Here is a 24,532-nt window from a genome sequence, read left to right as displayed (position 1 = left end):
CGGCCGCCCGGCCGGTCAGAGGACGGCCGACTTCAGCGGCACCGACGGGTCCTCCGCCCGCGTCCGGTCCAGCCGGGCGCCGCGCTCGATCAGCTTGCGCCCCTGGGCCAGATCGCGCGGACGGCCGACGGCCAGCAGGGCGACCAGGGCGCCCTCGCGCAGCCAGCACACCGACCAGGCGGCACCCGCCGGATCGCCGCGCCAGACCAGTTCGTCGGCGCCCGCGTGGTGTCCGGCGTACTGCACAAACCGCCCGAACTGCTCGGACCAGAAGTACGGCACCGGGTCGTAGACGACACCGGGGAAGTGGGCGGCCGTCCGGCTCCCCACCACATTGGCGGCGACGGTGCGCGGGCCCTGGAGCGCGTTGTCCCAGTGGTGCACCAGCAGCCGCGATCCGTAGCGGGCGGACGGGAAGGAGGCGCAGTCGCCGACCGCGTAGACGTCCGGCGCCGAGGCGCGCAGCCGCTCGTCGGCGGCGACGGAGCGGTCCCCGGACAGTTCCACGCCCGAGCCCGCCAGCCAGTCCGTGGCCGGCCGGGCCCCGATCCCCACGACCACCGCGCCCGCCCGCAGCCGGGTGCCGTCGCCGAGCACCAGCCCGGCCTCGTCCACGGAGGCGACCCGGGCTCCGGTCACCAGCCGGGCGCCGTAGTCCTCGTACCAGGCCGCCATGGGGGCCGCGACCTCGGCCGGGAGGGCGCCCGCCAGCGGCCGGTCCGCGGCCTCGACCACGGTCACGGCGCAGCCCGCCTCGCGCGCCGCCGTGGCGAACTCCGCGCCGATCCAGCCCGCCCCGACGACCGCGATCTCGCGCTGCCGGGCGAGCACCGGGCGCAGCCGCGTGGCATCGTCCAGGGTGCGCAGCAGATGGACGCCGGGCACGCCCTCGCTGCCCGGCAGCGGGATCGGCTCGGCGCCGGTGGCGAGCACCAGGACGTCGTACGGGAGCTGCCCGGTCGCGGTCTCCACGAGGCGCTTGTCCGTGCGCAGGCCGGTGACCTCGACGCCGAGCCGCAGCCCGATGCCGAGCCCGGCGAAGTCCACGTCGAGCGTCGATCCCTCGGCCTTGCCGAGCAGTACGGCCTTGGACAGCGGCGGCCGGTCGTAGGGCTGGTGGACCTCCGCGCCCAGCAGGACGATCTCGTCGGTCCAGCCCTGTTCGCGCAGCGCGACGGCGGTCTGCACCCCCGCCATTCCCGCTCCGACGATCACCACCCGCTGTTCGCCGCCGTTCGAAGACGGCTTCGTCGTCGTCTCATCGCTCACACGATCACTGTATTGCGGCTGGTGGGGTGGGCCGGAGAGGGCGGGGCGAGATCTCGGGCACAGAAGGGGAGCGGCGGGTGGTGGTGGGGGGTGGGTGGGGTTCCGCCCTGGGGCTGGGTGCGGGGCGTGGGCGCCTTCGGCGGTGAGTCCCCCACCCCGCCCCTTCCCGAAAGACGGGGCTCCGCCCCGTCACCCCGCTGGGGCTCCGCCCCCGGCCCCGCTCCTCAAGCGCCGGAGAGGCTGGAACACAAGGCTCCGCCCCCGGCCGCGCCCCCCAAACGCCGAAGGAGCTGGAACACAAGGCTCCGCCCCCGGCCCCGCCCCCAAACGCCGAAGGAGCTGGAACACGGGGCTCCGCCCCGACCCCGTTCCTCAGACGGCGGAGGGGGGCGAGGCTAGGGGTTGGGGTCGGCTGCTCTTTCGGACGATTCGGGCCTCGTACTAGGGTGGCGGGACAGAGCACTCGCGGGAGCCCGGACGTACCGGGCTGAGAGGGAGGCTGGAACGGCCTCCGACCGTACGAACCTGATCCGGGTCATGCCGGCGAAGGGAGGGGCAGCGTGTCCACGCACGCACCAGATCACGACGACGAGCCACACACATCAGGCCACAACGGGCGCTACGACGCCCTCGTCATCGGGGGCGGCATTGTCGGGCTGGTCACCGCCTGGCGGGCGGCTCAGCGGGGGGTGCGGATCGCGCTCGCCGATCCGGAGCCCGGCGGTGGGGCCGCCTGGGTCGCGGCCGGGATGCTGGCGGCCGTCACCGAGCTCCACTACGGCGAGCAGACCCTGCTCGGTCTCAACATGGCCTCGGCGCGCCGCTATCCGGACTTCGTGGCCGAGTTGGAGGAGGCGAGCGGCCAGGACGTGGGCTACCGCGCGTGCGGCACGCTCGCCGTGGCGTTCGACGCCGACGACCGCGCCCATCTGCGTGAGCTCCACACGTTCCAGCAGGGGCTCGGGCTGGAGTCCGAGTGGCTGACGGGGCGTGAATGCCGCCGTCTGGAGCCGATGCTGGCGCCGGGTGTGCACGGCGGGTTGCGGGTCGCGGGCGACCACCAGGTGGACCCGCGGCGGCTGACGGCGGCGCTGCTCACGGCGTGTGAGCGGGCCGGGGTCGCCTTCCACCGCGCCCGTGTGGAGCGGCTGCTGGTGGACGGCGACCGCGCCACCGGGGTCGAGCTGACCGGGGGCGTACGGCTGGCCGCCGAGCGGACCGTGCTGGCCGCCGGCAGCCTCAGCGGACGGCTCGCGGGCGTCCCCGATGACGTCCTGCCGCCCGTACGGCCCGTCAAGGGACAGGTGATGCGGCTGTCGGTGCCCGAGCGGTACGCGCCGTTCCTGTCCCGGACCGTACGGGCCGTGGTGCGCGGCGGGCCGGTCTACCTGGTGCCGCGCGAGAACGGCGAGTTGGTCATCGGCGCGACCAGCGAGGAGCTGGGCTGGGACACCACCGTCACCGCGGGTGGGGTGTACGAACTGCTCCGCGACGCCCATGAGGTGGTTCCCGGCATCACCGAACTGCCGCTGGTGGAGACGTGTGCCGGGCTGCGCCCCGGCTCCCCCGACAACGCCCCGATGCTCGGCCCGACCGCGCTGCCGGGTCTGCTGCTGGCCACCGGCCACTTCCGCAACGGCGTCCTGCTCACCCCGATCACAGGCGATGTCATGGCCGAGGCGCTGACCAGCGGAGAACTCCCGCCGGAGGCCCGGCCGTTCACCCCGCGGCGCTTTACGGCCCCCTCGGGCACCGGAGCGGCCCCGACCGTCTCCGCCGTCCCCGCCGCCGCGCCCTCCCCAGCACAGGAGCAGCAGACATGACCGTCTCCGTCAACGGCGAACCCCGCGAGATCCCCGACGGCACCACCCTCGACCGGCTTGTCGCGACCCTCACCCAGGCGCCCTCGGGCGTCGCCGCCGCCGTCAACGAGACGGTCGTCCCGCGCACCCAGTGGTCCGCGACCCCGCTCGGCGACGGTGATCGCGTCGAGGTCCTCACCGCGGTCCAAGGAGGCTGATCCCACCCATGGCTCCCACCACGACCAGCACGACCAGCGCAGACGCCACGACCAGCGCAGACGCCACGACCGTCACCAGCGCCCCGGCCGTCACCAGCGCCCCCGCCACCCCGCGCCTCGCGTCCCTCACCGCGCCCGACCCGTTCACCATCGCCGGGACCGACTTCGGCTCCCGTCTGATCATGGGCACGGGCGGCGCGCCCAGCCTGGAGATCCTGGAGCGCTCGCTGCTGGCCTCCGGCACCGAGCTGACGACCGTCGCGATGCGGCGGCTCGACCCCACCGTGCAGGGGTCGGTGCTCTCCGTGCTCGGCCGCCACGGCATCCGCCCGCTGCCCAATACCGCCGGGTGTTTCACCGCGGGTGAGGCCGTGCTCACCGCCCGGCTCGCCCGGGAGGCCCTGGGCACGGACTGGATCAAGCTGGAGGTGGTCGCCGACGAGCGCACCCTGCTCCCCGATCCGATCGAGCTGCTGGACGCGGCCGAGATCCTGGTCGACGACGGGTTCACGGTTCTGCCGTACACCAATGACGATCCGATCCTGGCCCGGAAGCTGGAGGACGTCGGCTGCGCCGCGATCATGCCGCTCGGCTCCCCGATCGGCTCCGGGCTCGGCATCCGCAATCCGCACAACTTCCAGCTGATCGTCGAGCGCGCCACCGTGCCGGTGATCCTGGACGCGGGCGCGGGCACGGCGTCGGACGCCGCGCTGGCCATGGAGCTGGGGTGCGCGGCGGTGATGCTCGCCTCGGCCGTCACCCGGGCCCAGGAGCCGGAGCTGATGGCGGGGGCGATGCGGTACGCGGTGGAGGCGGGCCGGCTGGCCCATCGGGCGGGCCGGATCCCGCGCCGCCACTTCGCCGAGGCGTCGAGCCCGGCCGAGGGCCTGGCGGCCCTGGACCCCGAGCGCCCTGCGTTCGGCTAAGGGGTCCTTGCACTCGTCCGGGAAAGGCCCTCTGCCCCCCTGCCCCCCCTGCCCGGCCTCAGCCGGAGAGACCTCCTGCTCCCTGCCGGGGGCCGCCGCGGGCCTCTACCGTGGATGGCAGGGAGCAGCGCGACAGCGCGGAGGTGGTCGCCGTGACCGTGACCGTGGATGACCGGATCGAGCGCGAGGTGTTCGTACCGGCGCCGATCGACCGGGTGTGGCGGGTGCTGACGACGCCCGAGCACATCCGCGCCTGGTACGCGCCCGGCGGCTGCGAGATCGATCCGCATCCGGGCGGGAGGCTCCGGTTCCGCTGGGATGAACACGGAGAGTTCCACGGTCAGGTCGAGCGAGCGGTTCCGGACACCCTGTTCCGCTTCCGGCTGGCCCTGGAACCCGATCACGCCCCCTCGGACCCCGGCGAGGCGACCCTGGTGGAGTTCACGCTCTCCCCCGAGGGGCGGGGCACCCGGCTGCGGTTCGCGGAGAGCGGCATCCGTGCCCTGGCCGTCCCCGACGACGCCAAGGCCAAGCACGCGGAATACGCCACGCTGTCCTGGACCTCGGCGCTCGAGGAGCTGGCCGCGATCGCCGCCGCGTCGCACAACTGACCCGCCGTTGTCACCGTTCCGCTGCAAGTACCCACCCCACCTGGGGCGGCCGGTCCTGGCCCGGATCGGCGCCTCGTAGACTTCCCCCGTGGATACGACCCTCCAGGACCCCCTCGTCGGGCAGGAGCTCGACGGCCGCTACCGCGTCGAGGCGCGGATCGCCGTGGGCGGGATGGCGACGGTCTACCGGGCCGTCGACACCCGGCTCGACCGTGTGATCGCGCTGAAGGTGATGCATCCGAGCCTCGCCTCCGACACCGCCTTCGTCGACCGATTCATCCGGGAAGCGAAGTCCGTTGCGAGACTCGCGCACGCCAATGTGGTCGCCGTCTATGACCAGGGAACGGACGGCGGCCATGTCTATCTGGCCATGGAGTACGTGGCGGGCTGCACCCTGCGCGATGTGCTCCGGGGGCGCGGGGCCCTGCATCCACGCGCCGCGCTGGACATCCTGGAGCCGGTGCTGGCCGCGCTCGGGGCGGCCCACCGCGCCGGTTTCGTCCACCGGGACATGAAGCCCGAGAATGTGCTGATCGGGGACGACGGCCGGGTCAAGGTGGCAGACTTCGGGCTGGTCCGGGCGGTGGACACCAATACCAGCGCCTCCACCGGCACCCTTCTCGGCACCGTGTCGTATCTCGCGCCCGAACAGATCGAGCACGGCACGGCCGACCCCCGCGCCGATGTCTACGCCTGCGGCGTGGTGCTGTACGAGATGCTGACCGGCGCCAAGCCGCACGGCGGCACCACCCCTGCGCAGGTGCTCTACCAGCATCTGAACGAGGACGTTCCGCCGCCCTCCGCCCTCGCGCCCGAGGTCGCCCCGGAGCTGGACGCGCTGGTGGCCTCGGCCACCGCGCGCCGCCTGGAGGCCCGCCCCGCCGACGCCGTCGCGCTGCTGGGCGCGGCCCGCGCGGCGCGGGCGGCGCTGACCGACGAGCAGCTGGACGCGGCGCCCCCGCAGGCCAGGGAGGAGGACCCGCTGGCCGGTTCCGAGAACCGTACGTCGGTGATTCCGCGCCCGGCGGCGGCCCTCGACGGCCAGGAGGGGTTCAACCACACCAGCCGGCTGGAGCTGCCCCCGGAACCGCCCCGGCAGGACGGGCACCGCGGGGGCGGCCGGGGCCGGCTGCCGCGCCGCGGGATCGTGACGATCGTCGCCGCGGTGCTGCTGGCGCTCGGCCTCGGCGCCGGGATCTGGTACATCAGCGTCGGCCAGTTCACCGAGGTGCCGCCGGTGCTGCGGAAGACCCAGGCGGAGGCCGAGAAGAAGCTGCACGGCGCCGGTCTCGGTGTGAAGGTCGTCAACGAGTTCAGCGATGTCGTCCCCAAGGGCAAGGTCATCGGCACCAAGCCGGGGCCGGGCGAACGGGTCCGCGACACCGGCACCGTGACCATCCGGATCTCCCAGGGGCGGCCGCGGGCCGAGGTGCCCAATGTGGTGGGCATGCCGCTCGCCGAGGCCAAGCGGAAGATCGCGGACCAGGGGCTGACGGTCGGCCGGATCACCCGCAGCTTCAGCAGTGAGACGGCCCAGGGCTCGGTCCTCTCCACCAGCCCGGCCCCCGACTCGGTACGCCGCCCCGAGACGCCGGTGTCGATCGTGGTCAGCAAGGGCCGGCCGGTCGACATCCCGGACGTGGTGGGCGATTCGGTCGACGAGGCCCGGTCCACGCTGGAGGACCAGGGCTTCAAGGTGAAGATCGCCGACCGGCAGGTGTTCTCGGAGGAGGACGAGGGCTCGATCGCCGAGCAGTCACCCTCGGGGGACGGCAAGGGGGCCGAGGGCGACACGGTCACGCTGACCGTCTCCAAGGGCGTGCAGATGGTCGAGGTGCCGGATGTCACGGGCATGAAGGTCGACGAGGCCAAGGCCAAGCTGGAGGAGGCCGGTTTCAAGGTGAACGTCGAGAAGGCGCTGCTCTTCCCCGGGGACGCGGTGCAGGACCAGTCGGTGCAGGGCGGCGACGAGGCGCCCAAGGGGAGCACGATCACCATCAAGGTCAAGGGCGGCGTGTTCTGAGGGACCCCGCCGGACGGCTGGTGCCGGACGGATGGCGCCCGCCGTCCGTCCGGCGGCTCATCCGAAGCTGACCCGCTCCAGCCAGAAGTCCAGCAGCTTCTCATCGCCCAGGATCTCGACGCCCGCGCTCCGGGCCGGGCGCCGCTTGTAGATGATCAGCAGCAGATCGGTCAGCGGCCCGCGCACCGCGACCGTGGCCTTCTCATGCGCCCGCCGCCAGGTGATCGCGTCGCCGGTGAGGTCGACCACCCACTCCGCCGCCATCTCCGGCGCGGTGTCGGTCGCGTGGAAGTGCAGGGTGCGGCCGGGGCCTAGCAGCTCGCGCATCCAGGGGTGGATCTCGAAGTGCATCGGCAGCGAGCCGAGCGCCAGCCACTCGTCGAACGCGTCCAGGGCGACCTCCTGGTCGAGGGTGTACTCCGCGCCGAGAGCCAGGGTCGCGTCGGCCCGGTGGATCGCCGTCTCATGGGTGAAGCGGCGGGCGTAGAAGTCCGCGCGCCCGCCCGCGATCTGCCCGAAGTCCGGCACCGGGGTCCACAGCTCCGCGTCGGGCCCCGCCGCGCGCAGCGTCCCCGCCAGCAGCTCGGCGCCCTCGACCAGCCAGGGGGCCAGCTCGGCGGGGTCCTCGTCCACATAGCGCGAGAGATCGCGGAAGTGCTGGTCGGGCAGTGCTTCCGGGGCCCGGGTCCGCACGATCTCCTCGGCCCACCGATGGGTCCCGCCGAGATGCCGCAGCAGCTGCCCGACGCTCCAGCCGGGGCAGCTGGGCACCGGGCGGGTCAGATCCGCGCCCTCGATCGAGCCCCGCAGCAGCCGGGTCTGCGCGACGATCTCGGAGCAGCGACGGTCAAAGCTCAGCAGAGTCATGTACGTCACAGTAAAGGCGCCCACCGACAGCCGGGGCCGGGCCGGAGCCCCGGCAACTCGGGCCCGGCTCACCTGGGACCCTTGATGGCGTGAGTACGCATCGCATCCGCAACCCCATCGGGGGCCATATCCGTGTGGCCGGTGGCCTCGCCACCGTCGGTCTGGCGCACGCCGCCGACATCGGCGCCGAGACCGTCCAGGTCTTCGTCGCCAATCCGCGCGGCTGGGCCACCCCGACCGGCACGCCCGCCCAGGACGAGGCGTTCCGCGCCGGCTGCGCCGAGCGGTCCATACCGGTGTACGTCCACGCCCCCTACTTGATCAACTTCGGCTCGCACACCGAGGCCACGGCCGACCGCTCGGTCGACTCCCTGCGCCATTCGCTCCGGCGCGGCCGGGAGATCGGCGCGCTCGGCGTGGTCGTCCACACCGGTTCGGCGACCGGGGGACGCGCGCGGGCCACCGCGATCGCGCAGATGCGGGAGCGGATGCTGCCGCTGCTTGACGAGCTGACCCGGGACGACGACCCCTGGCTGCTGCTGGAGCCGACCGCCGGGCAGGGCACGTCGCTGTGCGCGCTGGTGGAGGACCTGGGCCCGTACGCCGAGGCGCTCGACCGGCACCCCCGGCTCGGTGTCTGCCTGGACACCTGTCATGTGTTCGCGGCGGGCCATGACCTCGCCGCGCCGGGCGGTATGAAGCAGACCCTGGACGAGCTGGTGGCCGTCATGGGCGAGGGGCGGCTCAGGCTGATCCACGCCAATGACTCCAAGGACGTGGTCGGCGCCCACAAGGACCGGCACGCGAACATCGGCGCCGGGCACATCGGGGCGGAGCCGTTCCGCGAGCTGTTCACCCACTCCGCGACGGACGGGGTGCCGCTGGTGATCGAGACCCCGGGCGGTACGGAGGGGCATGCGGCGGATGTGGCCCGGCTGAAGGACCTGCGCGCCGGGGCGGCCTGAGAACGCGTCCAACACATGGAGGAATACCCCCAGGGGGTATAGCGTTGAGCCGGTCGACGGCACGCGACCACCGCTGGGGGTATGGATATGCGACAGCATGAGCACACACAGAGCGGACCTCATGGCCACCACGGGCATCAGTCCCATGGTGCCCATGAGCGCCACGGATCCTCGACCAGCTGGCCGATGGCCGCCCAGGCCACACTGCACTGCCTCACCGGCTGCGCCATCGGCGAAATCGCGGGCATGGCCATCGGCACGGCCCTGGCCTGGCACAACGTCCCGACCATGATCCTGGCGATCGTGCTCGCCTTCGTCTTCGGCTACTCCCTGACGATGCGGGGCGTACTGCGGGCGGGGCTGGACATGCGCGGCGCGCTACGGGTGGCCCTGGCGGCCGACACCGTATCGATCGCGATCATGGAGCTGGCCGACAACGCGACGATCGTCGCCTTCCCCGGCGCGATGGACGCGACGCTGTCCGACGCGCTCTTCTGGCTCAGCCTGGCCCTGTCGTTCGTGGTGGCCTTCCTCATCACCACACCGGTCAACAGGTGGATGATCGGGCGGGGCAAGGGGCATGCGGTGGTCCACCAGTACCACTGACCGCCGTACGGCAGTACCACTGACCGCCGTACGGCGGCGCCGTGAGCACCCCGGCCCGGTCCGGAGCCCCTGGCGGCCGTCTAGAGCTCCGGGCCGTCGCCCGGCTCCTCCTGGTAGGAGTAGCGCTGCTCGGCCCAGGGGTCGCCGATGTTGTGGTAGCCGCGCTCCTCCCAGAAGCCGCGGCGGTCGGCGGTCATGTACTCCACCCCGCGCACCCATTTCGGGCCCTTCCAGGCGTAGAGATGGGGCACCACCAGCCGCACCGGAAAGCCGTGCTCGGCGGTGAGCGGCTCGCCGTCCTTGTGGGTGGCGAACATCGCGGTCTCCGTCATGAAGTCGGTCAGCCGGAGATTCGAGCTGAAGCCGTATTCCGCCCACACCATCACATGGGTGACATCGGGCGCCGGCGGTGCGAGCTCCACGATCGCCAGCGCGGAAACCCCGCCCCATTCGGCGTCGAGCATGCTGAATTTGGTGACGCAGTGCAGATCGGCGACAACGGTCGAGTAGGGCAGGGCCGAGAACTCCTCATGCGTCCAGCAGCGTTTATCGCCATCCGCCGTGGCGCCGAAGACCCGGAACTCCCATCGGTCCGGCTTGAACTTCGGGACCGGCCCATAGTGCGTAACCGGCCAACCGCGCTGGAGTCGCTGCCCCGGAGGCAGCTTCGCGAGCTCCCCCTCGCGGCTTTCCGACTGACCCATGGGCTCCATGGTCTCAGACCACCGGGGGTGGTCGTGACCAGGGCATCAGGGACAGGCACAACTCGTACTAAGCGTGCACTTACTGGACGCCCCAACAGGCGCGATGCGACGATGCGCGGAACCTGCCGTTCCCGATCGGATTGGAAGGAGCCCCTCCGATGCAGGGTGACCCCGAGGTCCTCGAGTTCCTCAACGAGCAGCTGACCGGCGAGCTGACCGCGATCAATCAGTACTTTCTGCACTCAAAGATGCAGGATCACTTTGGCTGGACTCGGCTTGCCAAATACACCCGGTCGGAGTCTTTCGATGAGATGAAGCATGCGGAGATGCTCACCGACCGGATCCTTCTCCTGGATGGGCTGCCTAATTACCAGCGGCTCTTCCATGTGCGGGTGGGTCAGACGGTGACCGAGATGTTCCAGGCCGACCGGCAGGTGGAGATCGAGGCGATCGACCGCCTCCGGCGGGGCATCGAGCTGATGCGGTCCAAGGGGGACATCACCTCGGCGAATGTCTTCGAGTACATCCTCGCCGACGAGGAGCTCCACATCGACTATCTCGACACCCAGCTCGAACTGGTCGAGAAGCTGGGCGAGCCGCTCTACATCGCCCAGCAGATCGAGCAGCCCAGCGACAACGGCGACAACTACTCCGGGAGCGGAAAGGGCCACTGAGCCCGCGGCGGCGGCACCGATCCGCCGGTCAGGCCGCTTCGGCCGCCGCCTGTGCCGGGGCGGCAGCGGCAGCGGCAGCCGCCGTTGTCGCGGCCGTCGTCAGGACCACCGGGTCCAGCGCCTCGCGCCGGGGGCAGGCACCGCGGCCCAGCAATGCCTGGATCTTCCGTACACACGATCCGCAGTCCGTGCCCGCCTTGCAGGCACCGGCGATCTGGCGCGGGGTGCACGCGCCCGTCTCCGCGTGCTCACGCACCTGCCGCTCGGTGATGCCGAAGCATGAGCAGACGTACACGGGCTCTCCAGCGGTGACGATGGCGGATGGCGACGGCGTTGATCAGTGAGGTAACCCTTACCTTACCTGCCGCATCGGGCCCCCACAACGCACAGCGGGCGCGGATCCATGTGATCCGCGCCCCACCTGCGTCTTTGTGATCTTCACCGACCCCGGACGATGCCTACTGGTCCCGGTACATCTCCGCCACCAGGAACGCCAGGTCCAGCGACTGGCTGCGGTTGAGCCGCGGGTCGCACGCCGTCTCGTAGCGCTGGTGCAGATCGTCGACGAAGATCTCGTCGCCGCCGCCCACGCACTCGGTGACATCGTCGCCGGTCAGCTCCACATGGATACCGCCCGGATGGGTGCCGAGCTCCTTGTGGACCTCGAAGAAGCCCTTGACCTCGTCCAGCACATCGTCGAAGCGGCGGGTCTTGTGCCCGGACGCCGCCTCGAAGGTGTTGCCGTGCATCGGGTCGCAGACCCAGACGACCTGCGCACCGGAGGCGGTCACCTTCTCCACCAGGTCGGGCAGGTTGTCGCGGACCTTGTCCGCGCCCATCCGGGTGATGAAGGTCAGCCGGCCCGGCTCGCGGTCCGGGTCGATCCGCTCGATCAGCGACAGCGCCTCTTCCGGCGTGGTCGTCGGGCCCAGCTTCACGCCCACCGGGTTACGGACCTTGGAGGCGAACTCGATATGCGCCCCGTCCAGCTGCCGGGTGCGCTCGCCGATCCAGACCATGTGCCCGGAGACGTCGTACAGCTCACCGGTGCGCGAGTCGGTGCGGGTCAGCGCCGTCTCGTAGTCCAGGATCAGCGCCTCGTGCGAGGAGAAGAACTCGACGGTCTTGAACTCCTCCGGGTCCACCCCGCAGGCGTTCATGAAGGCCAGCGCCCGGTCGATCTCGCGCGCCAGCACCTCGTAGCGCTGCCCCGATGGCGAGGACTTCACGAAGTCCTGGTTCCAGGCGTGCACCTGGCGCAGGTCCGCGTAGCCACCGGTGGTGAAGGCACGCACCAGGTTCAGCGTCGAGGCCGACGCCTGGTACATCCGCTTCAGCCGCTGCGGATCGGGGATCCGCGCCTCGGGGGTGAACTCGAATCCATTGACGGAGTCGCCACGGTAGGTGGGCAGGGTCACCCCGTCGCGGGTCTCGGTCGGCTTGGAGCGCGGCTTGCTGTACTGCCCGGCGATCCGGCCCACCTTCACCACCGGGACGGACCCGGCGTAGGTCAGCACGGCGCCCATCTGAAGGAGGGTCTTCAGCTTGTTCCGGATCTGGTCGGCGCCCACGCCGTCGAACGCCTCGGCGCAGTCACCGCCCTGGAGCAGAAACGCCTCGCCCCGCGCCACGGCCCCCAGGCGGTGCCGCAGCGCGTCGCACTCGCCGGCGAAGACGAGCGGCGGATAGGACTCGAGCTCAGCGATCACATCGCGCAGAGCCGCTCGGTCCGGCCAGTCGGGCTGCTGCGCCGCGGGAAGAGACTGCCAGGTGTTGCCACCAGCGTGGGTTTCAGCGTTCACGGTCACCCGCACAAGGTTACGGGGTCTTCACCGCCGTCCAGTCCGCCGCCCAGAAGATGAGACACCGGCCTTCCTCTCACCTTCGAGAACTCCGGGCTCCACCTCATGCCTCACCGCTGAGGTAGAGTCCACCGCATGTTCGCGCGACTGACCATGACCTGGTGGTGGACCGCTCATCCGGCGGCCCGCTGAATCGCGCACTCCCAAGATCTCGCGAAGGCCGCCCGAGGGGCGGCCTTCGGCGTTTCCGCGGGTCGTTCCTCATTCCGGAAGGAACCACCCGCCATGCAGAACAACGCCGAGGCCGTCGTCGCACGGCTGCTCTCCGACGACGCGCCACCCTTCGCCCTGTTGCACCGCCGCACCCCCGGCCGGGCGCCCGACACCGTCGAGGTGCTGCTGGGCCCGGTCGGCGAGGTGGCGCGGCTGGCCGACATCCCGCTGCCCACCGGGGCGCCGGAGGACGGCGCGCCGGTCGCGGACGCCCTCGCGCTGGTGCCGTTCCGGCAGATCCGCGAGCGGGGGTTCGAGGTGCGCGACGACGGCACGCCGCTGGCCGTGCTGCGCCCGCGCGAGACCCACGAGCTGCCGCTCGCCGAGGCGCTGGCGGCGCTGCCCGCGCATCCGGTGCGGGTCGAGGGCGGGGCGTTCGACGTGCCCGACGACGCGTACGCCGACATCGTGAGCCGGGTCATCGAGGACGAGATCGGCACCGGCGAGGGCGCCAACTTCGTCATCCGGCGGACGTTCCGGGGCGAGATCCCGGGGTTCGGCAGAAGCGACGCGCTCGCGCTCTTCCGGCGGCTGCTGGCCGGTGAGCGCGGCGCCTACTGGACATATGTGGTGCGGCTGGCGGACGGGCGGACGCTGGTGGGCGCCAGCCCGGAGGTGCATGTGCGGATGACGGGAGGGAGGGGCGAGCGCGAAGCGACCTCGTTGGAGGGCGGTGGCGGGCGAGGGGCGGGCACGGTCGTGATGAACCCGATCAGCGGGACGTACCGCTACCCCGAGGGCGGGCCGAGCGCGGAGGGGCTGCTGGCGTTCCTGCACGACCGCAAGGAGGTGGAGGAGCTGTCCATGGTCGTGGACGAGGAGCTGAAGATGATGTGCACCGTCGGCGACATGGGCGGGACGGTGATCGGGCCCCGGCTGAAGGAGATGGCGCATCTCGCGCACACCGAGTACGAGTTGCGCGGCCGCTCCTCGCTCGATGTCCGGGAGGTGCTCCGCGAGACGATGTTCGCCGCGACGGTCACCGGTTCGCCGGTGCAGAACGCCTGCCGGGTGATCGAGCGCTACGAGCCCGTCGGACCGGACGGGGCCGGCCGCGGCTACTACGCCGGGGCGCTCGCGCTGATCGGACGGGACGGCGGCGGTGCGCAGACCCTGGACTCGCCGATCCTGATCCGGACCGCCGACATCGACGCCCGGGGATCGCTGAAGGTGGCGGTCGGCGCGACGCTCGTGCGCCACTCGGACCCGCGCGGCGAAGTGGCCGAGACCCATGCGAAGGCGGCCGGGGTGCTGACCGCGCTGGGCGTGCGGCCCGCGCCCGTACGGTCCGGGGCGGAGGGCCCGCGGCCGCGGCTCGCGGACGATCCGCGGGTGCGGGCGGCGCTGGACGCGCGACGGGCGGACCTCGCGCCGTTCTGGCTGCGGATGCAGGAGCCGCCGCGGCGAGGGCGGGGGTCGGCGGATGGGCCTGTGGCCGGCGGGCTGTCCGGGCACGCCCTGGTGATCGACGCCGAGGACACCTTCACCGCGATGCTGGCGCATCTGCTGCGCACCTCGGGGCTGACCGTGACCGTGCGGCGGTACGACGAGCCGGGGGTGCGGGAGGCCGCGTCGGCGCATCAGGGGCCCGTGGTGCTCGGCCCGGGCCCCGGCGACCCGGGCGACACGGCCGACCCGAAGATGCGGTTCCTGCGGGCGCTGACCGCCGAGCTGGTGGCCGGGCACCGGCACGGGCTGCTGGGTGTGTGCCTGGGGAACGAGCTGATCGCGGCCGAGCTGGGGCTGGAGATCGTACGCAAGGACGTGCCGTTCCAGGGCGCACAGGAGCGGATCGACTTCTTCGGGCGCGAGGAGACCGTCGGCTTCTACAACACCTTCACGGCGCGCTGTGACGAGGCGGCGGAGGCGGAGCTGGCGACGCACCGCGTGGAGCTGAGCCGGGACCCGGTGACCGGCGATGTGCACGCGCTGCGCGGACCGGGTTTCGCCGGGGTGCAGTTCCACCCGGAGTCGGTGCTGTCACGGGACGGTGCGGCGCTGGTGGCGGAGCTGTTGGCGGCCGTGCTGGTCTGAGGGGCGCACCGGCCCGGAGTGCGGCCGGTTCCAAGGGCCCGGCGGTGGGCGCCGCGCTGCGGGGCGCGGTGGGCCCGAACGGCCCCGAGGAGCCCGCCCGGCGGGCGGCGTGGCGATGGGCCGGGTGCGGGGTACGCACCCGGCCCATCGTCGTACTGCACCCAGACGGCCTCAGCCGAAGAAGACCTCGGCCTCGGCGTAGAGCGAGGGATCGACCGTCTTGAGCCGTGCGGTCGCCTCGGCGAGCGGAACCCGGACGATGTCGGTGCCGCGCAGCGCGACCATCTTCCCGAAGTCCTCGTCCCGCACCGCGTCGATGGCGTGCAGCCCGAAGCGGGTGGCGAGCCAGCGGTCGAAGGCGCTGGGCGTGCCCCCGCGCTGGACATGGCCGAGGACGGTGGTGCGGGCCTCCTTACCGGTGCGCTTCTCGATCTGCTTGGCCAGCCACTCGCCGACCCCGGAGAGCCGGACATGGCCGAAGGAGTCCAGGGTGTCGTCCTTCAGGACCGCGTCGCCGTCCTTGGGCATGGCGCCCTCGGCGACGACGACGATCGGGGCGTAGCGGATCTTGAAGCGGGATTCGACCCAGGCACAGATCTGGTCGACGTCGAAGCGCTGCTCGGGGATGAGGATGACGTTGGCCCCGCCGGCGAGCCCCGAGTGCAGGGCGATCCATCCGGCGTGACGGCCCATCACCTCCACCACGAGGACGCGCATATGGGATTCGGCGGTGGTGTGGAGCCGGTCGATGGCCTCGGTGGCGATGTTGACGGCGGTGTCGAAGCCGAAGGTGTAGTCGGTGGCGGAGAGGTCGTTGTCGATGGTCTTGGGGACGCCGACGCAGCGGATGCCGTAGTCGCCGGAGAGCCGGGCGGCGACGCCGAGGGTGTCCTCGCCGCCGATCGCGATCAGCGCGTCGACCTCCTGTTTGACCAGGGTCTCCTTGACCCTGCGGATGCCGTCCTCACTTTTGAGGGGGTTGGTGCGGGAGGAACCGAGAATGGTGCCGCCGCGCGGCAGGATGCCGCGCACCGCGCGGATGTCGAGGGGAACGGTGTCGTTCTCGAGAGGGCCTCGCCAGCCGTCTCGGAAGCCGATGAAGTCATAGCCGTATTCCTGTACGCCCTTGCGCACGACGGCGCGGATGACCGCGTTGAGCCCGGGGCAGTCACCGCCGCCGGTCAGCACTCCGACCCGCATCGTTTCTTCCCTTCTCCCGTGGAATCCCGTGATTGGGCCCGGTACGGAAAGCCACGCTAACGGTGATCCAGGTCACACGGGATGGGGCGTCACTCGATTCCCGTGCGTACCAAGGGAGTTGGTTTTGAACTTCACCCGTACGAGGGGTGACTGGGCGTCACCGGCCTCGGCCGGACGGCGTCAGGCGTCGTCCAGGCCGCGCTCGATCGCATAGCGGACCAGCTCCACCCTGTTGTGCAGCTGGAGCTTGCCGAGGGTGTTCTGGACGTGGTTCTGCACCGTGCGGTGCGAGATGACCAGCCGCTCGGCGATCTGCTTGTACGAAAGCCCCTTGGCCACCAGCCGCAGCACCTCCGTCTCACGCTCCGTGAGCTGCGGGGCGGCGGGCTGGTCGGCTGCGGTGGGGGTGGGCTCGCCCGCGAGCCGCCGGTACTCGCCGAGCACCAGGCCCGCGAGGCCGGGGGTGAACACCGGGTCGCCGGCCGCCGTGCGGCGCACCGCGTCCAGGAGTTCCTCGGTGCTGGCCGACTTCAGCAGATAGCCGGTGGCGCCGGACTTGACCGCCTCCAGGACGTCCGCGTGCTCACCGCTCGCGGAGAGCACCAGCACCCGCAGCTCGGGGCGGTCGGCCAGGACCTCCTTGCACACCTCGACCCCCGCCAGCCCCGGCAGGTTGAGGTCGAGCACCAGGACATCGGGCCCGGCGGCCTTGGCCCGGCGAACCGCCTGCGGTCCGTCCCCGGCCGTGGCCACCACGTCGAACCCGGCCTCGGCCAGGTCCCGGGCCACCGCGTCACGCCACATCGGGTGGTCGTCAACCACCATCACCGTCACCGGGCGGCCGTCGTGCTGAGCGGTCATCGTGCCGCTCCCCCCTTCGCGTTCATCGCGCCGCTTCCCCCTTCGCGTTCATCGCGCCGCTTCCCCCTTCGTCTTCGCCTTCCTCGCCGACGCCTTGGGGACCGTCAGCTCCACCTCGGTGCCCTGCCCCGGCGCCGAGATCCACGCGGCGGTGCCGCCGAGGTCGCGCAGCCGCCCCCGGATCGACAGGGCCACCCCCAGGCGGCCCTCCGCCTCCGCGTCCGCCAGCCGCCCCTCGGGGATGCCGGGGCCGTCGTCCCGTACGGTCACCATCACCGCGTCCGGCTCGTCCTCCAGCAGGATCCAGGCGTGCGCGTCCTGCCCGGCGTGGACCCGTACGTTGTCCAGGGCGGCGCCGACGGCGGCGGCCAACTCCCCGGCGACGCCCGCCGGGAGGACCACCGGGGCGCCCGGCTCGGAAAAGGTGACCCGGGAACCGGCGTGCGGCGCCAGCAGGGCCCGCAGATCGCAGGGCCCGCCGTCGGAGCGCTCGGGGCCCGGCACACTGGGCTCGGCCGACGGTCCCACCGCGTCCGGGAGGCCGTCCGGGTCGGGTACGGCGTCCACCCCGTCCGCACCGCGCGACGGGGCCACCAGACCGGTGGAGACCAGCGTGCGCAGCGCGATCTCCTGCTCCCCCGCCATCCGGCCCAGTTCGGCCGCCTCGCCGCCGATCGCGGCGCCGCGCCGCTGCACCATGGCGAGCACCTGGAGCACGCTGTCGTGGATGTCGCGGGCCAGCCGCTCCCGCTCCCGGGTCGCCGCCTCGATGCGCAGCGCCCGCGCGAGGGTGCGCTCACTGGCGCGGGCCACCTCGACCACATAGCCGATGCCCACGCTCGCCACCCACACCAGCGACAGCATATGGATGGTGTCCTGGGCGAACTCGCCGCGTTCGATCACATTGGCGGCGCAGACCACGGTGGAGGCCGAGGCGCCCCAGCGCCAGCCGCCCTTGATCGCGAAGCCCAGGACCGCGCCCATCGTCCATATGGAAGGCAGGGTGGGTGTGCCCTCGGCGATCCGGTCGTGGTTGTCCACGAGCGGGGTGAGCAGAATGCCGGTCACCGCGATGCCGAGGTCGCCGACGAGGAACCGCCGGGTGCAGCGCTCGGCCGAGGAGACCATCCGGAAGGTGAGGGCCGTCCACAGCGTCAGCACCGCCATGTAGACGACGGCGCCGGCCGGATGGTCGTAGTCGTCGAAGGAGTAGACGCACAGGCCGAGCGCATAGAGCAGGGTGAGCACCCGGTAGGCGGTCAGCGCCTGCCACAGCGGCTGCTCGACGGACATCCGCACCACGCGCTCGCCCCCGGCGCGCTCACCTCTGGACCGCTCCGCCAATGTCCCCCACCCCCGGTGCCGGCGCGGCTAGGCGCCGGACTTGTGCTTGTCCTTCTCCTTCTCGGCCTGCTTCCTGGCCGCCTCCGCGTCCGCGATCTGCCGCTTGGCGGCGGTCGCGTAGATGTCCACGTACTCCTGGCCGGAGAGCTTCATGATCTCGTACATGACCTCGTCGGTCACCGAGCGCAGGATGAAGCGGTCGCCGTCCATGCCGTGGTAGCGGCTGAAGTCCAGCGGCTTGCCGATCCGGATGCCGGGCCGCATCAGCTTCGGCATGACCTGGCCGGGGGGCTGGATCTTCTCGGTGTCGATCATCGCCACGGGGATCACCGGCGCACCGGTGGCGAGCGCGACCCTCGCCAGACCGCCCGGCTTGCCCCGGTAGAGCCGTCCGTCGGGCGAGCGGGTGCCCTCGGGGTAGATGCCGAAGAGCTCACCCCGCTTGATCACCTCGATGCCCGCCTTGATGGCGGCCTCACCGGCGCCGCGCGAGCCCGAGCGGTCCACCGGGAGCTGTCCGACGCCCTTGAAGAAGGCCGCCGTGAGCCGCCCCTTGAGCCCGGGGGTGGTGAAGTACTCCTGCTTGGCGATGAAGGTGACCTTGCGGTCGAGCACCGCGGGCAGGAAGAAGGAGTCGGAGAAGGAGAGGTGGTTGCTCGCGAGGATCGCCGGACCCTCGGCGGGGACATGTTCCAAGCCCTCGACCCAGGGCCGGAAGGTGAGCTTCAACGCGCCACCCACCGACAGCTTCATTGCGCCGTAGAACAACCGGGACCTCCTGTATCCGACGAGGAGACCTTAACCTGCCTACCCCGTATGCGGCGCGCCGCGTACGCTGAGGACCTCGATGCCCGCTTCCCCAGTGAACGGAGATCCGTGGTGCCGCTCCTGCCCGGAGCCGAGCCGTTCCGCCACGACGGCGGAGAGATCGGCGTCCTCGTCTGTCACGGCTTCACCGGCTCCCCGCAGTCCGTGCGGCCCTGGGCCGACCATCTCGCGGCCCGTGGTCTGACCGTCTCACTGCCGCTGCTTCCCGGCCATGGCACGCGCTGGCAGGATCTCGCCGTCACCGGCTGGCAGGACTGGTACGCCGAGGTGGACCGCGAGTTGCGCAGGCTGTCCCGGGAGTGCGCGCGGGTGTTCGTCTGCGGTCTGTCGATGGGCGGGGCGCTCGCGCTGCGGCTGGCCGCCCAGCATGGCGCGGCCATCAGCGGCGTCGCCGTCGTGAATCCGGCCAACCGGATCCACGATCCGCTGGCCGTGGCCCTTCCGGTGCTGCGTCATCTGGTGCCGTCGGTGAAGGGCATCGTGAGCGATATCGCCAAGCCGGGGGCGCGGGAGTCCGGCTACGACCGGATGCCGCTGCACGCCGTGCACTCGATGCGCCGCTTCTACCGGGTGGTCGACGCCGAACTGCCGCAGGTGACCCAGCCGCTGCTGGTGATGCACAGCCCCCAGGACCATGTGGTGCCGCCGGCCGACTCCGAGCGCATCCTGAGTCAGGTGTCCTCGCGGGACGTCACCGAGCGGCTGCTGGAGCGCAGCTACCACGTGGCGACCCTGGACCACGACGCCGACTTCATCTTCGAGGAGACGGACACGTTCATCACCCGGCTGACGGCGGGTATGGGTGAAGACACCCGGACCGGCCTCGGGAAGGGCAGCGGGAAGGAGGGGGCGGCGGCCAGTGGCTGAGCGCGATTCGAATGAGAACGAGGCGGACGCGCGGCGGGACGACGACGCCGCCTTCGCCGCGATCGTCGCCGCGTACGGAGAGGAGCCGCAGGACCCGCCGGGCGCCGAGCGGTGGCCCGCCGTCGAGAACCTCGACGAGGAGCGGGACCGCCGGTCCGCGGCCGACGACGACACCACCGACGCCGAGGGATCCGGTGACGGCGACGCCGCCGGCGACGCGGCCACGGGCGGGCTGACCAAGACCGACAAGACCGACAAGCCGGTGGGCGGCTTCATCGTCTACGCCCCCGGTGTGGGCCCCCGCGACTGGGAGCCCGACGAGCCGTCCGAGGACGACTTCGACGAGACCGACGAGGGCCATTTCGTCCCGCCCGAGCCGCCTCCGCTCCCCGAGTCCGACACCACCTCCCGCTTCGCCTGGCTGGGCGTGCTGGGCGGGCCGCTGCTGCTGCTCGGTGTGGTGCTGTTCCAGGTGGAGATGGTCTGGTGGATCGCGACGCTGGGCGTCGGGGGTTTCCTGGGCGGCTTCGTCACGCTGGTGCTGCGGATGAAGGACGACGACGAGGACGAGGACGAGGACCCGGGGCGCGGCGCCGTCGTCTGAGCCTCGCCGTCCGACCCTCGCCGTCGTTCGACCGCGGCGCTCCGGAGCCGGGCACCCCGGCTCCGGGTCCGGCCCGGACGGGCGTCCGAATCCCACCCAGAGCGGGCTCAGACCTGGGATACGCGGGGCAGCCTGAGCGCGGCCAGGACCGGAAGGTGGTCCGTGGCCGCCCGGAGGTCGGCGTCGGTGACGCCCGGCAGCCCGGCCGGGACCCCACAGCCGATGATCTCGACGCCCTCGGAGGCGAAGAGGGCGTCGATGCGCCGACGCGGATCCTCGGGGGTCGAGGTGGCCTCGCTCCCCCAGGGCTCGGTGGCCCAGCCGTCCCGCAGCTTCCCCGCGATCCGGCGGAAGGCGCGGCCGTCGGGCCGGTCGTTGATGTCACCGGCCGCGATGGCGTACGGGACGTCCAGCCCGGTCACGTGGTCCAGCAGCATCCCGGCCTGTTCGTAGCGCTCGGCCTCCGCGAGGCTCAGATGGCAGCTGACCACTCCGAGCCGGACGCCGTCGCCGCCCACCGGACCGCCGGTGTCGCGGTGGCCGCCGCCGAAGCGCAGCACGGCGGTGGCGAAGCCGCGCCGGTGCAGCCCGGGGACGCGGGGCAGCAGGGTGTCCTCGGCGTGCTCCACATGGGCGCGCAGCGAGGTGAGGATCATCGGGCCGGCGGCGGTGGCCCCGCCCGTGGTGTAGACGAGGCCGGTCTCCCGGGCCAGCCAGGCGGCGGCCTTGCGCCAGCGGAAGAAGCGCGGCGCCTCCTGGACGCAGACGACGTCGGGGGCGCAGGCCCGGATCACCCGGGCCAGCGCTTCGCGGTCGTCGCGCAGGGAACGGATGTTGTAGCTGAGCACCCGCACCACCGCCGCGTCCGGGCCGGTGGTGGATCCGGGCAGGTCCGCGAGCGGCACGATGACGTTCCCCCCTCGCGTCTCAGCCCTGGCGGGCCAGGTCGGCGGCGCCGACGAGCCCGGCCTTGCCACCGAGCTGGGCGGCCAGCACCTGGGCGTGCGGACGCCACTGATTGCCCACCAGCCAGCGCCGGAAGGACTTGCGGATCGGCTCCAGGACGAGATCGCCCTCGTCGGAGACCCCGCCGCCGACGATGAACGCCGAGGGGTCGAAGAGCGAGGCGAGGTCGGCGAGTCCGGCCCCGGCCCAGCGGGCCAGCTCACGGAAGGAGTCGATGGCGACGGGGTCGCCCTGGCGGGCGGCGTCGCTGATGTGCTTGCCCTCGATGCCCTCGGCGGTGCCGTCACCGAGGCCGAGGAGCAGCGTGGCGTTCTCCGGGGTGGCGGCGGCGCGCTGCTGTGCGTAGCGGACCAGCGCACGGCCGGAGGCGTACTGCTCCCAGCAGCCCTGGCTGCCACAGCCGCACAGCAGACCGTCCGGGACGACCCTTATGTGGCCGAACTCGGCCGCGACGCCGAAGCGGCCGCGGTGCAGCCTGCCGCCGATGATGATGCCACCGCCGAGGCCGGTGCCCAGCGTGATGCACACGACGTCGTCATGGCCGACTCCGGCGCCGAAGCGGTACTCGCCCCAGGCGGCGGCGTTGGCGTCGTTCTCCACCACGACGGGCAGGCCGACGCGCTGTTCGACCTTGTCCTTGAGCGCCTCGTGCCGCCAGTTGATGTTGGGCGCGAAGAGCACCGTGGCGCGCTTGTCGTCCACGTACCCGGCCGCGCCGATGCCGACGGCCTCGATGTCGTGCCCCTCGCTGACGATGCGCACCGCGTCCGCGATGGCGTCGACGACTCCCTCGGGAGTCTGCGGGGTCGATACCTGGCTCGTCTCGAGAATCGAGCCCTCTTCGTCGACCACGCCGGCCGCGATCTTCGTGCCGCCGATGTCGACGCCGATGGTGAGTCCCATGAGTCCCTCAGTTATTTGGTCGAACCCCGCCGAGGCTAACGGTACCGGAGGTGGCGCTCAGTCGAGGTCGATGTGTTCACTACTCGAACTCTCGGATTCTTCGCCTCCGCCCTTCGTACCGCTCTCGGAGCCCTGGGTCCAGCGCCGCTCCTGGCCGGTCACGGCGGCACGATAGGCGGCGAGCAGTTCGGTTCCGGCACTTGCGAGGTGTTCGAAAACATCTGGATTGCGCTCTATGACCGGTTCCACGGCGGCCTTCGCCTGTTCGATCAATTGTTGTACGGCGCCCTGAACAGCCGCCCCGGCGATGGGCGCCTGGGCCACCTTGTCGGCGAGCGCGTCGGCCAGCTTGAGGAACTCCTCGGCCACGCTCCCCGGCTCCTCGGCGGCCTGCCGGGCCCGCCGCCTGGCCCGCTCGGCGGCGAGGTCCTCGGCACAGGCACGCTCCCAGGCGTCGGGGTCTATCTCGGTGACCGGCACTTCGGTGACCGGGGGCTCCGGGGGGCGCTCGGTGGCATCGCTCATGGCGAACTCCTGCGGCGGGGATGCTGGCTGCCCGGTGACGTTCATCCGGGCTTGTGACCGACGTTACCGGAAGGAGGAGGCCGGGTCAGAGCCGGAGACCGGCCGGAGTCCGAGCGGAGTCCGGCCGGAGCCGGGGCCCGGGACGGGCCGAACTCCGGCCCGGGTCGCGGCCAGAGACCGGCCCGGGTCGGGGCCGGGGACCGGCCGGGGTCGGGGCCGGGGACCGGCCAGGGTCGCGGCCCGGTTCAGAGCCTCTTCGGCCACAGGTCGGGGTCGGGGGTGAAGCGGACCTGGAGCCATCCGTCGCGCAGCCCGGCGCCGGAGACCGTACAGCGGCGCAGCGCGGACGGCAGCGGCAGCACCCGGTGGAACGGGCCGACGGTGACGATCAGTTCGTCGCCCCTGCGCACCAGCCCGAGGCCGTCGCGGTCGGCGCCGGGCAGCGGCAGCCGCCACAGCAGCACTCCGTCCTCGGCCAGCCGGTCCTCGACGGTCCAGGGGTCGGGGGCGGGCCGGTCGGGCCGCGCCCCGGGGGCCCCGACGGCCCCGGCGAGCGCGGCCAGCCCGGCCGGGGCGCGCCGGGCGTCGTCGCCGGGCGGCGCGTCCACGGGCCGCGGGTCGCCGAGGCCGTGCGGATCGCGGCCCAGATGCGGCAGCTCACGGACCGGAACGGCGGGGGCCCACTGTTCGTACAGCTCCTTGAGCGCGTCCTGCTGCTGGCCGGAGAGCGCGGCGAGCCACGGGTCGGAGGTGCCGGTGGGCAGCAGCCGGTTGGCGATCACCGCCTCCACCCGGCAGCCGTGCAGGGCGAGACCGGCACGGGCGGTGCGCAGCGCCCGGTCGGCGAGCGGTCCTGGCTCCACGACCAGCCGTACCGTCGTGGCCTCGGACTCGATCACCCCCTGGACGGCGGCCAGCTCCCGCTCCCAGCGCTCGGCCGTCTCGTACAGCTTCTGCGCGGGCATCGGCACCCCCGCCAGCTGGGCGAGCATCGGCCGCAGCGCACGGGCCGCCTGCCGCTCCGCGGGCAGCAGCCGCCGCAGATAGCGCCGCAGTTGCTCGGGCAGCGCGAGCAGCGCCACGGTGTCCGGCGCGGGCGGCAGATCGACGACGAGGACGTCCCAGCCGGTGCCGGGCGGGGCGGTCTGGGCGGCGCGCAGGGCGCGCAGCAGCGCGATGGCCTCCACCCCGGGGAGCGCGGTCAGCTCCTCGCCGTCCAGCGGGGTGGCGCCGAGCATGTCGATCAGACCATGGCCGCGATCTTGAAGGGCGGTCAGCTCACCGCGGAACCACTCGTCCGCGACGACCCGCGCGGCCCACAGCCCCGGGGCGAGCTCGACCGGTACGGACCACGGCAGCCGGTCAGCCGACCGCCCGGGGGCGGACCGCAGCGCGCCGATGCCGAGCAGCGCCTCCGGGGTGCCGTCCGGGTCGGCGGTCAGCAGCAGCGTCCGCTGCCCCTCACGGGCGGCGGCGAGGGCGGTCGCGGCGGCCACGGTGGTGCGGCCCGCGCCGCCGGTACCGGTGACGAGGACCGTACGCATGAAAGGAGCCTCCGGCAGGGTGATGCGTCAGATGCGTGGCATGGGCCGGACGATCCGCCCTGGCCGGAGCGTACCCCGCGCCACCTACCGCCCCGGGCACCGTCGGGGCCCGGGGT

At 72.4% G+C, this 24,532-nt stretch carries 25 protein-coding genes and 1 riboswitch; of the genes, 12 read left to right on the top strand and 13 right to left on the bottom strand.

Features of this window, described 5'->3' with window-relative positions; genetic code table 11:
- Nucleotides 1–15: 15 nt before the first annotated feature.
- Nucleotides 16–1,197, bottom strand: coding sequence for an NAD(P)/FAD-dependent oxidoreductase (locus AB0E24_RS18390; RefSeq protein WP_359378493.1), 1,182 nt, complete (start codon nucleotides 1,195–1,197; stop codon nucleotides 16–18).
- Nucleotides 1,198–1,724: 527 nt separating this feature from the next.
- Nucleotides 1,725–1,838: riboswitch (TPP riboswitch) on the top strand.
- 66 nt (nucleotides 1,839–1,904) lie between these two features.
- Here AB0E24_RS18390 and thiO point away from each other — a divergent pair.
- The 5 genes from thiO (at nucleotide 1,905) to pknB (ending at nucleotide 6,849) form a co-directional block, all read left to right on the top strand.
- Nucleotides 1,905–3,092 carry a glycine oxidase ThiO gene (gene thiO, locus AB0E24_RS18385; protein ID WP_283888835.1) on the top strand — a complete coding sequence of 396 codons (1,188 nt, stop codon included), beginning with the start codon at nucleotides 1,905–1,907 and terminating at the stop codon, nucleotides 3,090–3,092.
- Nucleotides 3,089–3,289, top strand: a complete 201-nt coding sequence (gene thiS, locus AB0E24_RS18380; RefSeq protein WP_069869358.1) for a sulfur carrier protein ThiS — start codon at nucleotides 3,089–3,091, stop codon at nucleotides 3,287–3,289. The genes thiO and thiS overlap by 4 nt, the downstream gene beginning before the upstream one ends.
- A gap of 182 nt (nucleotides 3,290–3,471) precedes the next feature.
- Nucleotides 3,472–4,215 carry a thiazole synthase gene (locus AB0E24_RS18375; protein WP_237288250.1) on the top strand — a complete coding sequence of 248 codons (744 nt, stop codon included), beginning with the start codon at nucleotides 3,472–3,474 and terminating at the stop codon, nucleotides 4,213–4,215.
- Nucleotides 4,216–4,367: 152 nt separating this feature from the next.
- Complete coding sequence (locus tag AB0E24_RS18370; protein WP_359378197.1) at nucleotides 4,368–4,826, top strand: SRPBCC domain-containing protein; 459 nt, start codon at nucleotides 4,368–4,370, stop codon at nucleotides 4,824–4,826.
- Between the two features lie 88 nt (nucleotides 4,827–4,914).
- Complete coding sequence (pknB, locus tag AB0E24_RS18365) at nucleotides 4,915–6,849, top strand: Stk1 family PASTA domain-containing Ser/Thr kinase (protein ID WP_283886942.1); 1,935 nt, start codon at nucleotides 4,915–4,917, stop codon at nucleotides 6,847–6,849.
- 57 nt (nucleotides 6,850–6,906) lie between these two features.
- On the opposite strand, the gene AB0E24_RS18360 is transcribed toward pknB, so the two are convergent.
- The gene (locus tag AB0E24_RS18360; protein ID WP_283886940.1) at nucleotides 6,907–7,716 is read right to left on the bottom strand and encodes a maleylpyruvate isomerase family mycothiol-dependent enzyme; all 810 of its coding nucleotides are present in this window, start codon (nucleotides 7,714–7,716) and stop codon (nucleotides 6,907–6,909) included.
- 89 nt (nucleotides 7,717–7,805) lie between these two features.
- Here AB0E24_RS18360 and AB0E24_RS18355 point away from each other — a divergent pair, with 89 nt between their 5' ends.
- A complete protein-coding gene (locus AB0E24_RS18355; protein WP_180990617.1) occupies nucleotides 7,806–8,681 on the top strand; it encodes a deoxyribonuclease IV in 876 nt (291 codons plus the stop codon).
- Between the two features lie 81 nt (nucleotides 8,682–8,762).
- Entirely contained in the window at nucleotides 8,763–9,287 is a 525-nt protein-coding gene (locus AB0E24_RS18350; RefSeq protein WP_102934326.1) for a DUF4396 domain-containing protein, read from the top strand.
- 80 nt (nucleotides 9,288–9,367) lie between these two features.
- Here AB0E24_RS18350 and AB0E24_RS18345 read toward each other — a convergent pair whose 3' ends face one another.
- Nucleotides 9,368–9,991 carry a sulfite oxidase-like oxidoreductase gene (locus AB0E24_RS18345; protein ID WP_079257297.1) on the bottom strand — a complete coding sequence of 208 codons (624 nt, stop codon included), beginning with the start codon at nucleotides 9,989–9,991 and terminating at the stop codon, nucleotides 9,368–9,370.
- 158 nt (nucleotides 9,992–10,149) lie between these two features.
- Here AB0E24_RS18345 and bfr point away from each other — a divergent pair, with 158 nt between their 5' ends.
- Entirely contained in the window at nucleotides 10,150–10,665 is a 516-nt protein-coding gene (gene bfr, locus AB0E24_RS18340; RefSeq protein ID WP_069869354.1) for a bacterioferritin, read from the top strand.
- A gap of 28 nt (nucleotides 10,666–10,693) precedes the next feature.
- Here the strand turns inward: bfr and AB0E24_RS18335 are convergent, their stop codons facing one another.
- The gene (locus AB0E24_RS18335) at nucleotides 10,694–10,960 is read right to left on the bottom strand and encodes a (2Fe-2S)-binding protein (protein ID WP_079257298.1); all 267 of its coding nucleotides are present in this window, start codon (nucleotides 10,958–10,960) and stop codon (nucleotides 10,694–10,696) included.
- Between the two features lie 163 nt (nucleotides 10,961–11,123).
- Complete coding sequence (locus AB0E24_RS18330) at nucleotides 11,124–12,473, bottom strand: class II 3-deoxy-7-phosphoheptulonate synthase (RefSeq protein ID WP_069869403.1); 1,350 nt, start codon at nucleotides 12,471–12,473, stop codon at nucleotides 11,124–11,126.
- Nucleotides 12,474–12,602: 129 nt separating this feature from the next.
- Between AB0E24_RS18330 and AB0E24_RS18325 the strand changes: the two genes are divergently transcribed.
- The gene (locus AB0E24_RS18325) at nucleotides 12,603–12,659 is read left to right on the top strand and encodes a trp operon leader peptide (protein WP_107119202.1); all 57 of its coding nucleotides are present in this window, start codon (nucleotides 12,603–12,605) and stop codon (nucleotides 12,657–12,659) included.
- 93 nt (nucleotides 12,660–12,752) lie between these two features.
- Nucleotides 12,753–14,774 carry an anthranilate synthase family protein gene (locus AB0E24_RS18320; protein ID WP_079257299.1) on the top strand — a complete coding sequence of 674 codons (2,022 nt, stop codon included), beginning with the start codon at nucleotides 12,753–12,755 and terminating at the stop codon, nucleotides 14,772–14,774.
- Between the two features lie 171 nt (nucleotides 14,775–14,945).
- Here AB0E24_RS18320 and AB0E24_RS18315 read toward each other — a convergent pair whose 3' ends face one another.
- The 4 genes from AB0E24_RS18315 to AB0E24_RS18300 form a co-directional block, all read right to left on the bottom strand.
- Entirely contained in the window at nucleotides 14,946–15,974 is a 1,029-nt protein-coding gene (locus AB0E24_RS18315; protein WP_069869351.1) for a 6-phosphofructokinase, read from the bottom strand.
- Between the two features lie 180 nt (nucleotides 15,975–16,154).
- Nucleotides 16,155–16,835 carry a response regulator gene (locus tag AB0E24_RS18310; RefSeq protein ID WP_069869350.1) on the bottom strand — a complete coding sequence of 227 codons (681 nt, stop codon included), beginning with the start codon at nucleotides 16,833–16,835 and terminating at the stop codon, nucleotides 16,155–16,157.
- A gap of 48 nt (nucleotides 16,836–16,883) precedes the next feature.
- Nucleotides 16,884–18,128 (bottom strand): MacS family sensor histidine kinase, encoded by a 1,245-nt coding sequence (gene macS, locus AB0E24_RS18305; protein ID WP_435865295.1) that lies wholly within the window; start codon nucleotides 18,126–18,128, stop codon nucleotides 16,884–16,886.
- A 78-nt stretch (nucleotides 18,129–18,206) separates the two neighbouring features.
- Entirely contained in the window at nucleotides 18,207–18,932 is a 726-nt protein-coding gene (locus AB0E24_RS18300) for a lysophospholipid acyltransferase family protein (RefSeq protein ID WP_069869349.1), read from the bottom strand.
- A gap of 126 nt (nucleotides 18,933–19,058) precedes the next feature.
- On the opposite strand from AB0E24_RS18300, the gene AB0E24_RS18295 reads away from it, so the two are divergent.
- Both AB0E24_RS18295 and AB0E24_RS18290 read left to right on the top strand, forming a co-directional pair.
- Nucleotides 19,059–19,874: an alpha/beta hydrolase gene (locus AB0E24_RS18295; protein ID WP_079260414.1), complete on the top strand. Its 816-nt coding sequence runs from the start codon at nucleotides 19,059–19,061 to the stop codon at nucleotides 19,872–19,874.
- Nucleotides 19,867–20,478 (top strand): hypothetical protein, encoded by a 612-nt coding sequence (locus AB0E24_RS18290; protein WP_069869348.1) that lies wholly within the window; start codon nucleotides 19,867–19,869, stop codon nucleotides 20,476–20,478. The genes AB0E24_RS18295 and AB0E24_RS18290 overlap by 8 nt, the downstream gene beginning before the upstream one ends.
- 107 nt (nucleotides 20,479–20,585) lie before the next feature.
- Here AB0E24_RS18290 and AB0E24_RS18285 read toward each other — a convergent pair whose 3' ends face one another.
- The 4 genes from AB0E24_RS18285 to AB0E24_RS18270 all read right to left on the bottom strand — a co-directional run bounded on the left by AB0E24_RS18285 (nucleotide 20,586) and on the right by AB0E24_RS18270 (nucleotide 24,416).
- Complete coding sequence (locus tag AB0E24_RS18285; RefSeq protein ID WP_069869347.1) at nucleotides 20,586–21,383, bottom strand: endonuclease/exonuclease/phosphatase family protein; 798 nt, start codon at nucleotides 21,381–21,383, stop codon at nucleotides 20,586–20,588.
- A 22-nt stretch (nucleotides 21,384–21,405) separates the two neighbouring features.
- Nucleotides 21,406–22,347, bottom strand: a complete 942-nt coding sequence (locus AB0E24_RS18280) for an ROK family glucokinase (protein WP_069869346.1) — start codon at nucleotides 22,345–22,347, stop codon at nucleotides 21,406–21,408.
- Nucleotides 22,348–22,404: 57 nt separating this feature from the next.
- The gene (locus tag AB0E24_RS18275) at nucleotides 22,405–22,872 is read right to left on the bottom strand and encodes a DUF5304 family protein (protein WP_069869345.1); all 468 of its coding nucleotides are present in this window, start codon (nucleotides 22,870–22,872) and stop codon (nucleotides 22,405–22,407) included.
- Nucleotides 22,873–23,117: 245 nt separating this feature from the next.
- Nucleotides 23,118–24,416: an ArsA family ATPase gene (locus tag AB0E24_RS18270; RefSeq protein WP_069869344.1), complete on the bottom strand. Its 1,299-nt coding sequence runs from the start codon at nucleotides 24,414–24,416 to the stop codon at nucleotides 23,118–23,120.
- Between the last annotated feature and the right edge of the window lie 116 nt (nucleotides 24,417–24,532).

Source organism: Streptomyces malaysiensis subsp. malaysiensis (assembly GCF_040653035.1).
GTDB lineage: Bacteria > Actinomycetota > Actinomycetes > Streptomycetales > Streptomycetaceae > Streptomyces > Streptomyces malaysiensis.
This window is presented reverse-complemented; position numbering and strand designations above follow the sequence as displayed.

Bases quoted from the DNA above. Each gene is read 5' to 3' on its own strand.
- AB0E24_RS18320 (WP_079257299.1), top strand. From the start codon at position 12,753: ATGCAGAACAACGCCGAGGCCGTCGTCGCACGGCTGCTCTCCGACGAC.
- AB0E24_RS18310 (WP_069869350.1), bottom strand. From the start codon at position 16,835: ATGACCGCTCAGCACGACGGCCGCCCGGTGACGGTGATGGTGGTTGAC.
- AB0E24_RS18300 (WP_069869349.1), bottom strand. From the start codon at position 18,932: ATGAAGCTGTCGGTGGGTGGCGCGTTGAAGCTCACCTTCCGGCCCTGG.
- AB0E24_RS18315 (WP_069869351.1), bottom strand. From the start codon at position 15,974: ATGCGGGTCGGAGTGCTGACCGGCGGCGGTGACTGCCCCGGGCTCAAC.
- AB0E24_RS18375 (WP_237288250.1), top strand. From the start codon at position 3,472: ATGGGCACGGGCGGCGCGCCCAGCCTGGAGATCCTGGAGCGCTCGCTG.
- AB0E24_RS18280 (WP_069869346.1), bottom strand. From the start codon at position 22,347: ATGGGACTCACCATCGGCGTCGACATCGGCGGCACGAAGATCGCGGCC.
- AB0E24_RS18350 (WP_102934326.1), top strand. From the start codon at position 8,763: ATGGATATGCGACAGCATGAGCACACACAGAGCGGACCTCATGGCCAC.
- bfr (WP_069869354.1), top strand. From the start codon at position 10,150: ATGCAGGGTGACCCCGAGGTCCTCGAGTTCCTCAACGAGCAGCTGACC.
- thiS (WP_069869358.1), top strand. From the start codon at position 3,089: ATGACCGTCTCCGTCAACGGCGAACCCCGCGAGATCCCCGACGGCACC.
- AB0E24_RS18275 (WP_069869345.1), bottom strand. From the start codon at position 22,872: ATGAGCGATGCCACCGAGCGCCCCCCGGAGCCCCCGGTCACCGAAGTG.
- AB0E24_RS18390 (WP_359378493.1), bottom strand. From the start codon at position 1,197: ATGGCGGGGGTGCAGACCGCCGTCGCGCTGCGCGAACAGGGCTGGACC.
- AB0E24_RS18270 (WP_069869344.1), bottom strand. From the start codon at position 24,416: ATGCGTACGGTCCTCGTCACCGGTACCGGCGGCGCGGGCCGCACCACC.
- macS (WP_435865295.1), bottom strand. From the start codon at position 18,128: ATGTCCGTCGAGCAGCCGCTGTGGCAGGCGCTGACCGCCTACCGGGTG.
- AB0E24_RS18360 (WP_283886940.1), bottom strand. From the start codon at position 7,716: ATGACTCTGCTGAGCTTTGACCGTCGCTGCTCCGAGATCGTCGCGCAG.
- AB0E24_RS18345 (WP_079257297.1), bottom strand. From the start codon at position 9,991: ATGGGTCAGTCGGAAAGCCGCGAGGGGGAGCTCGCGAAGCTGCCTCCG.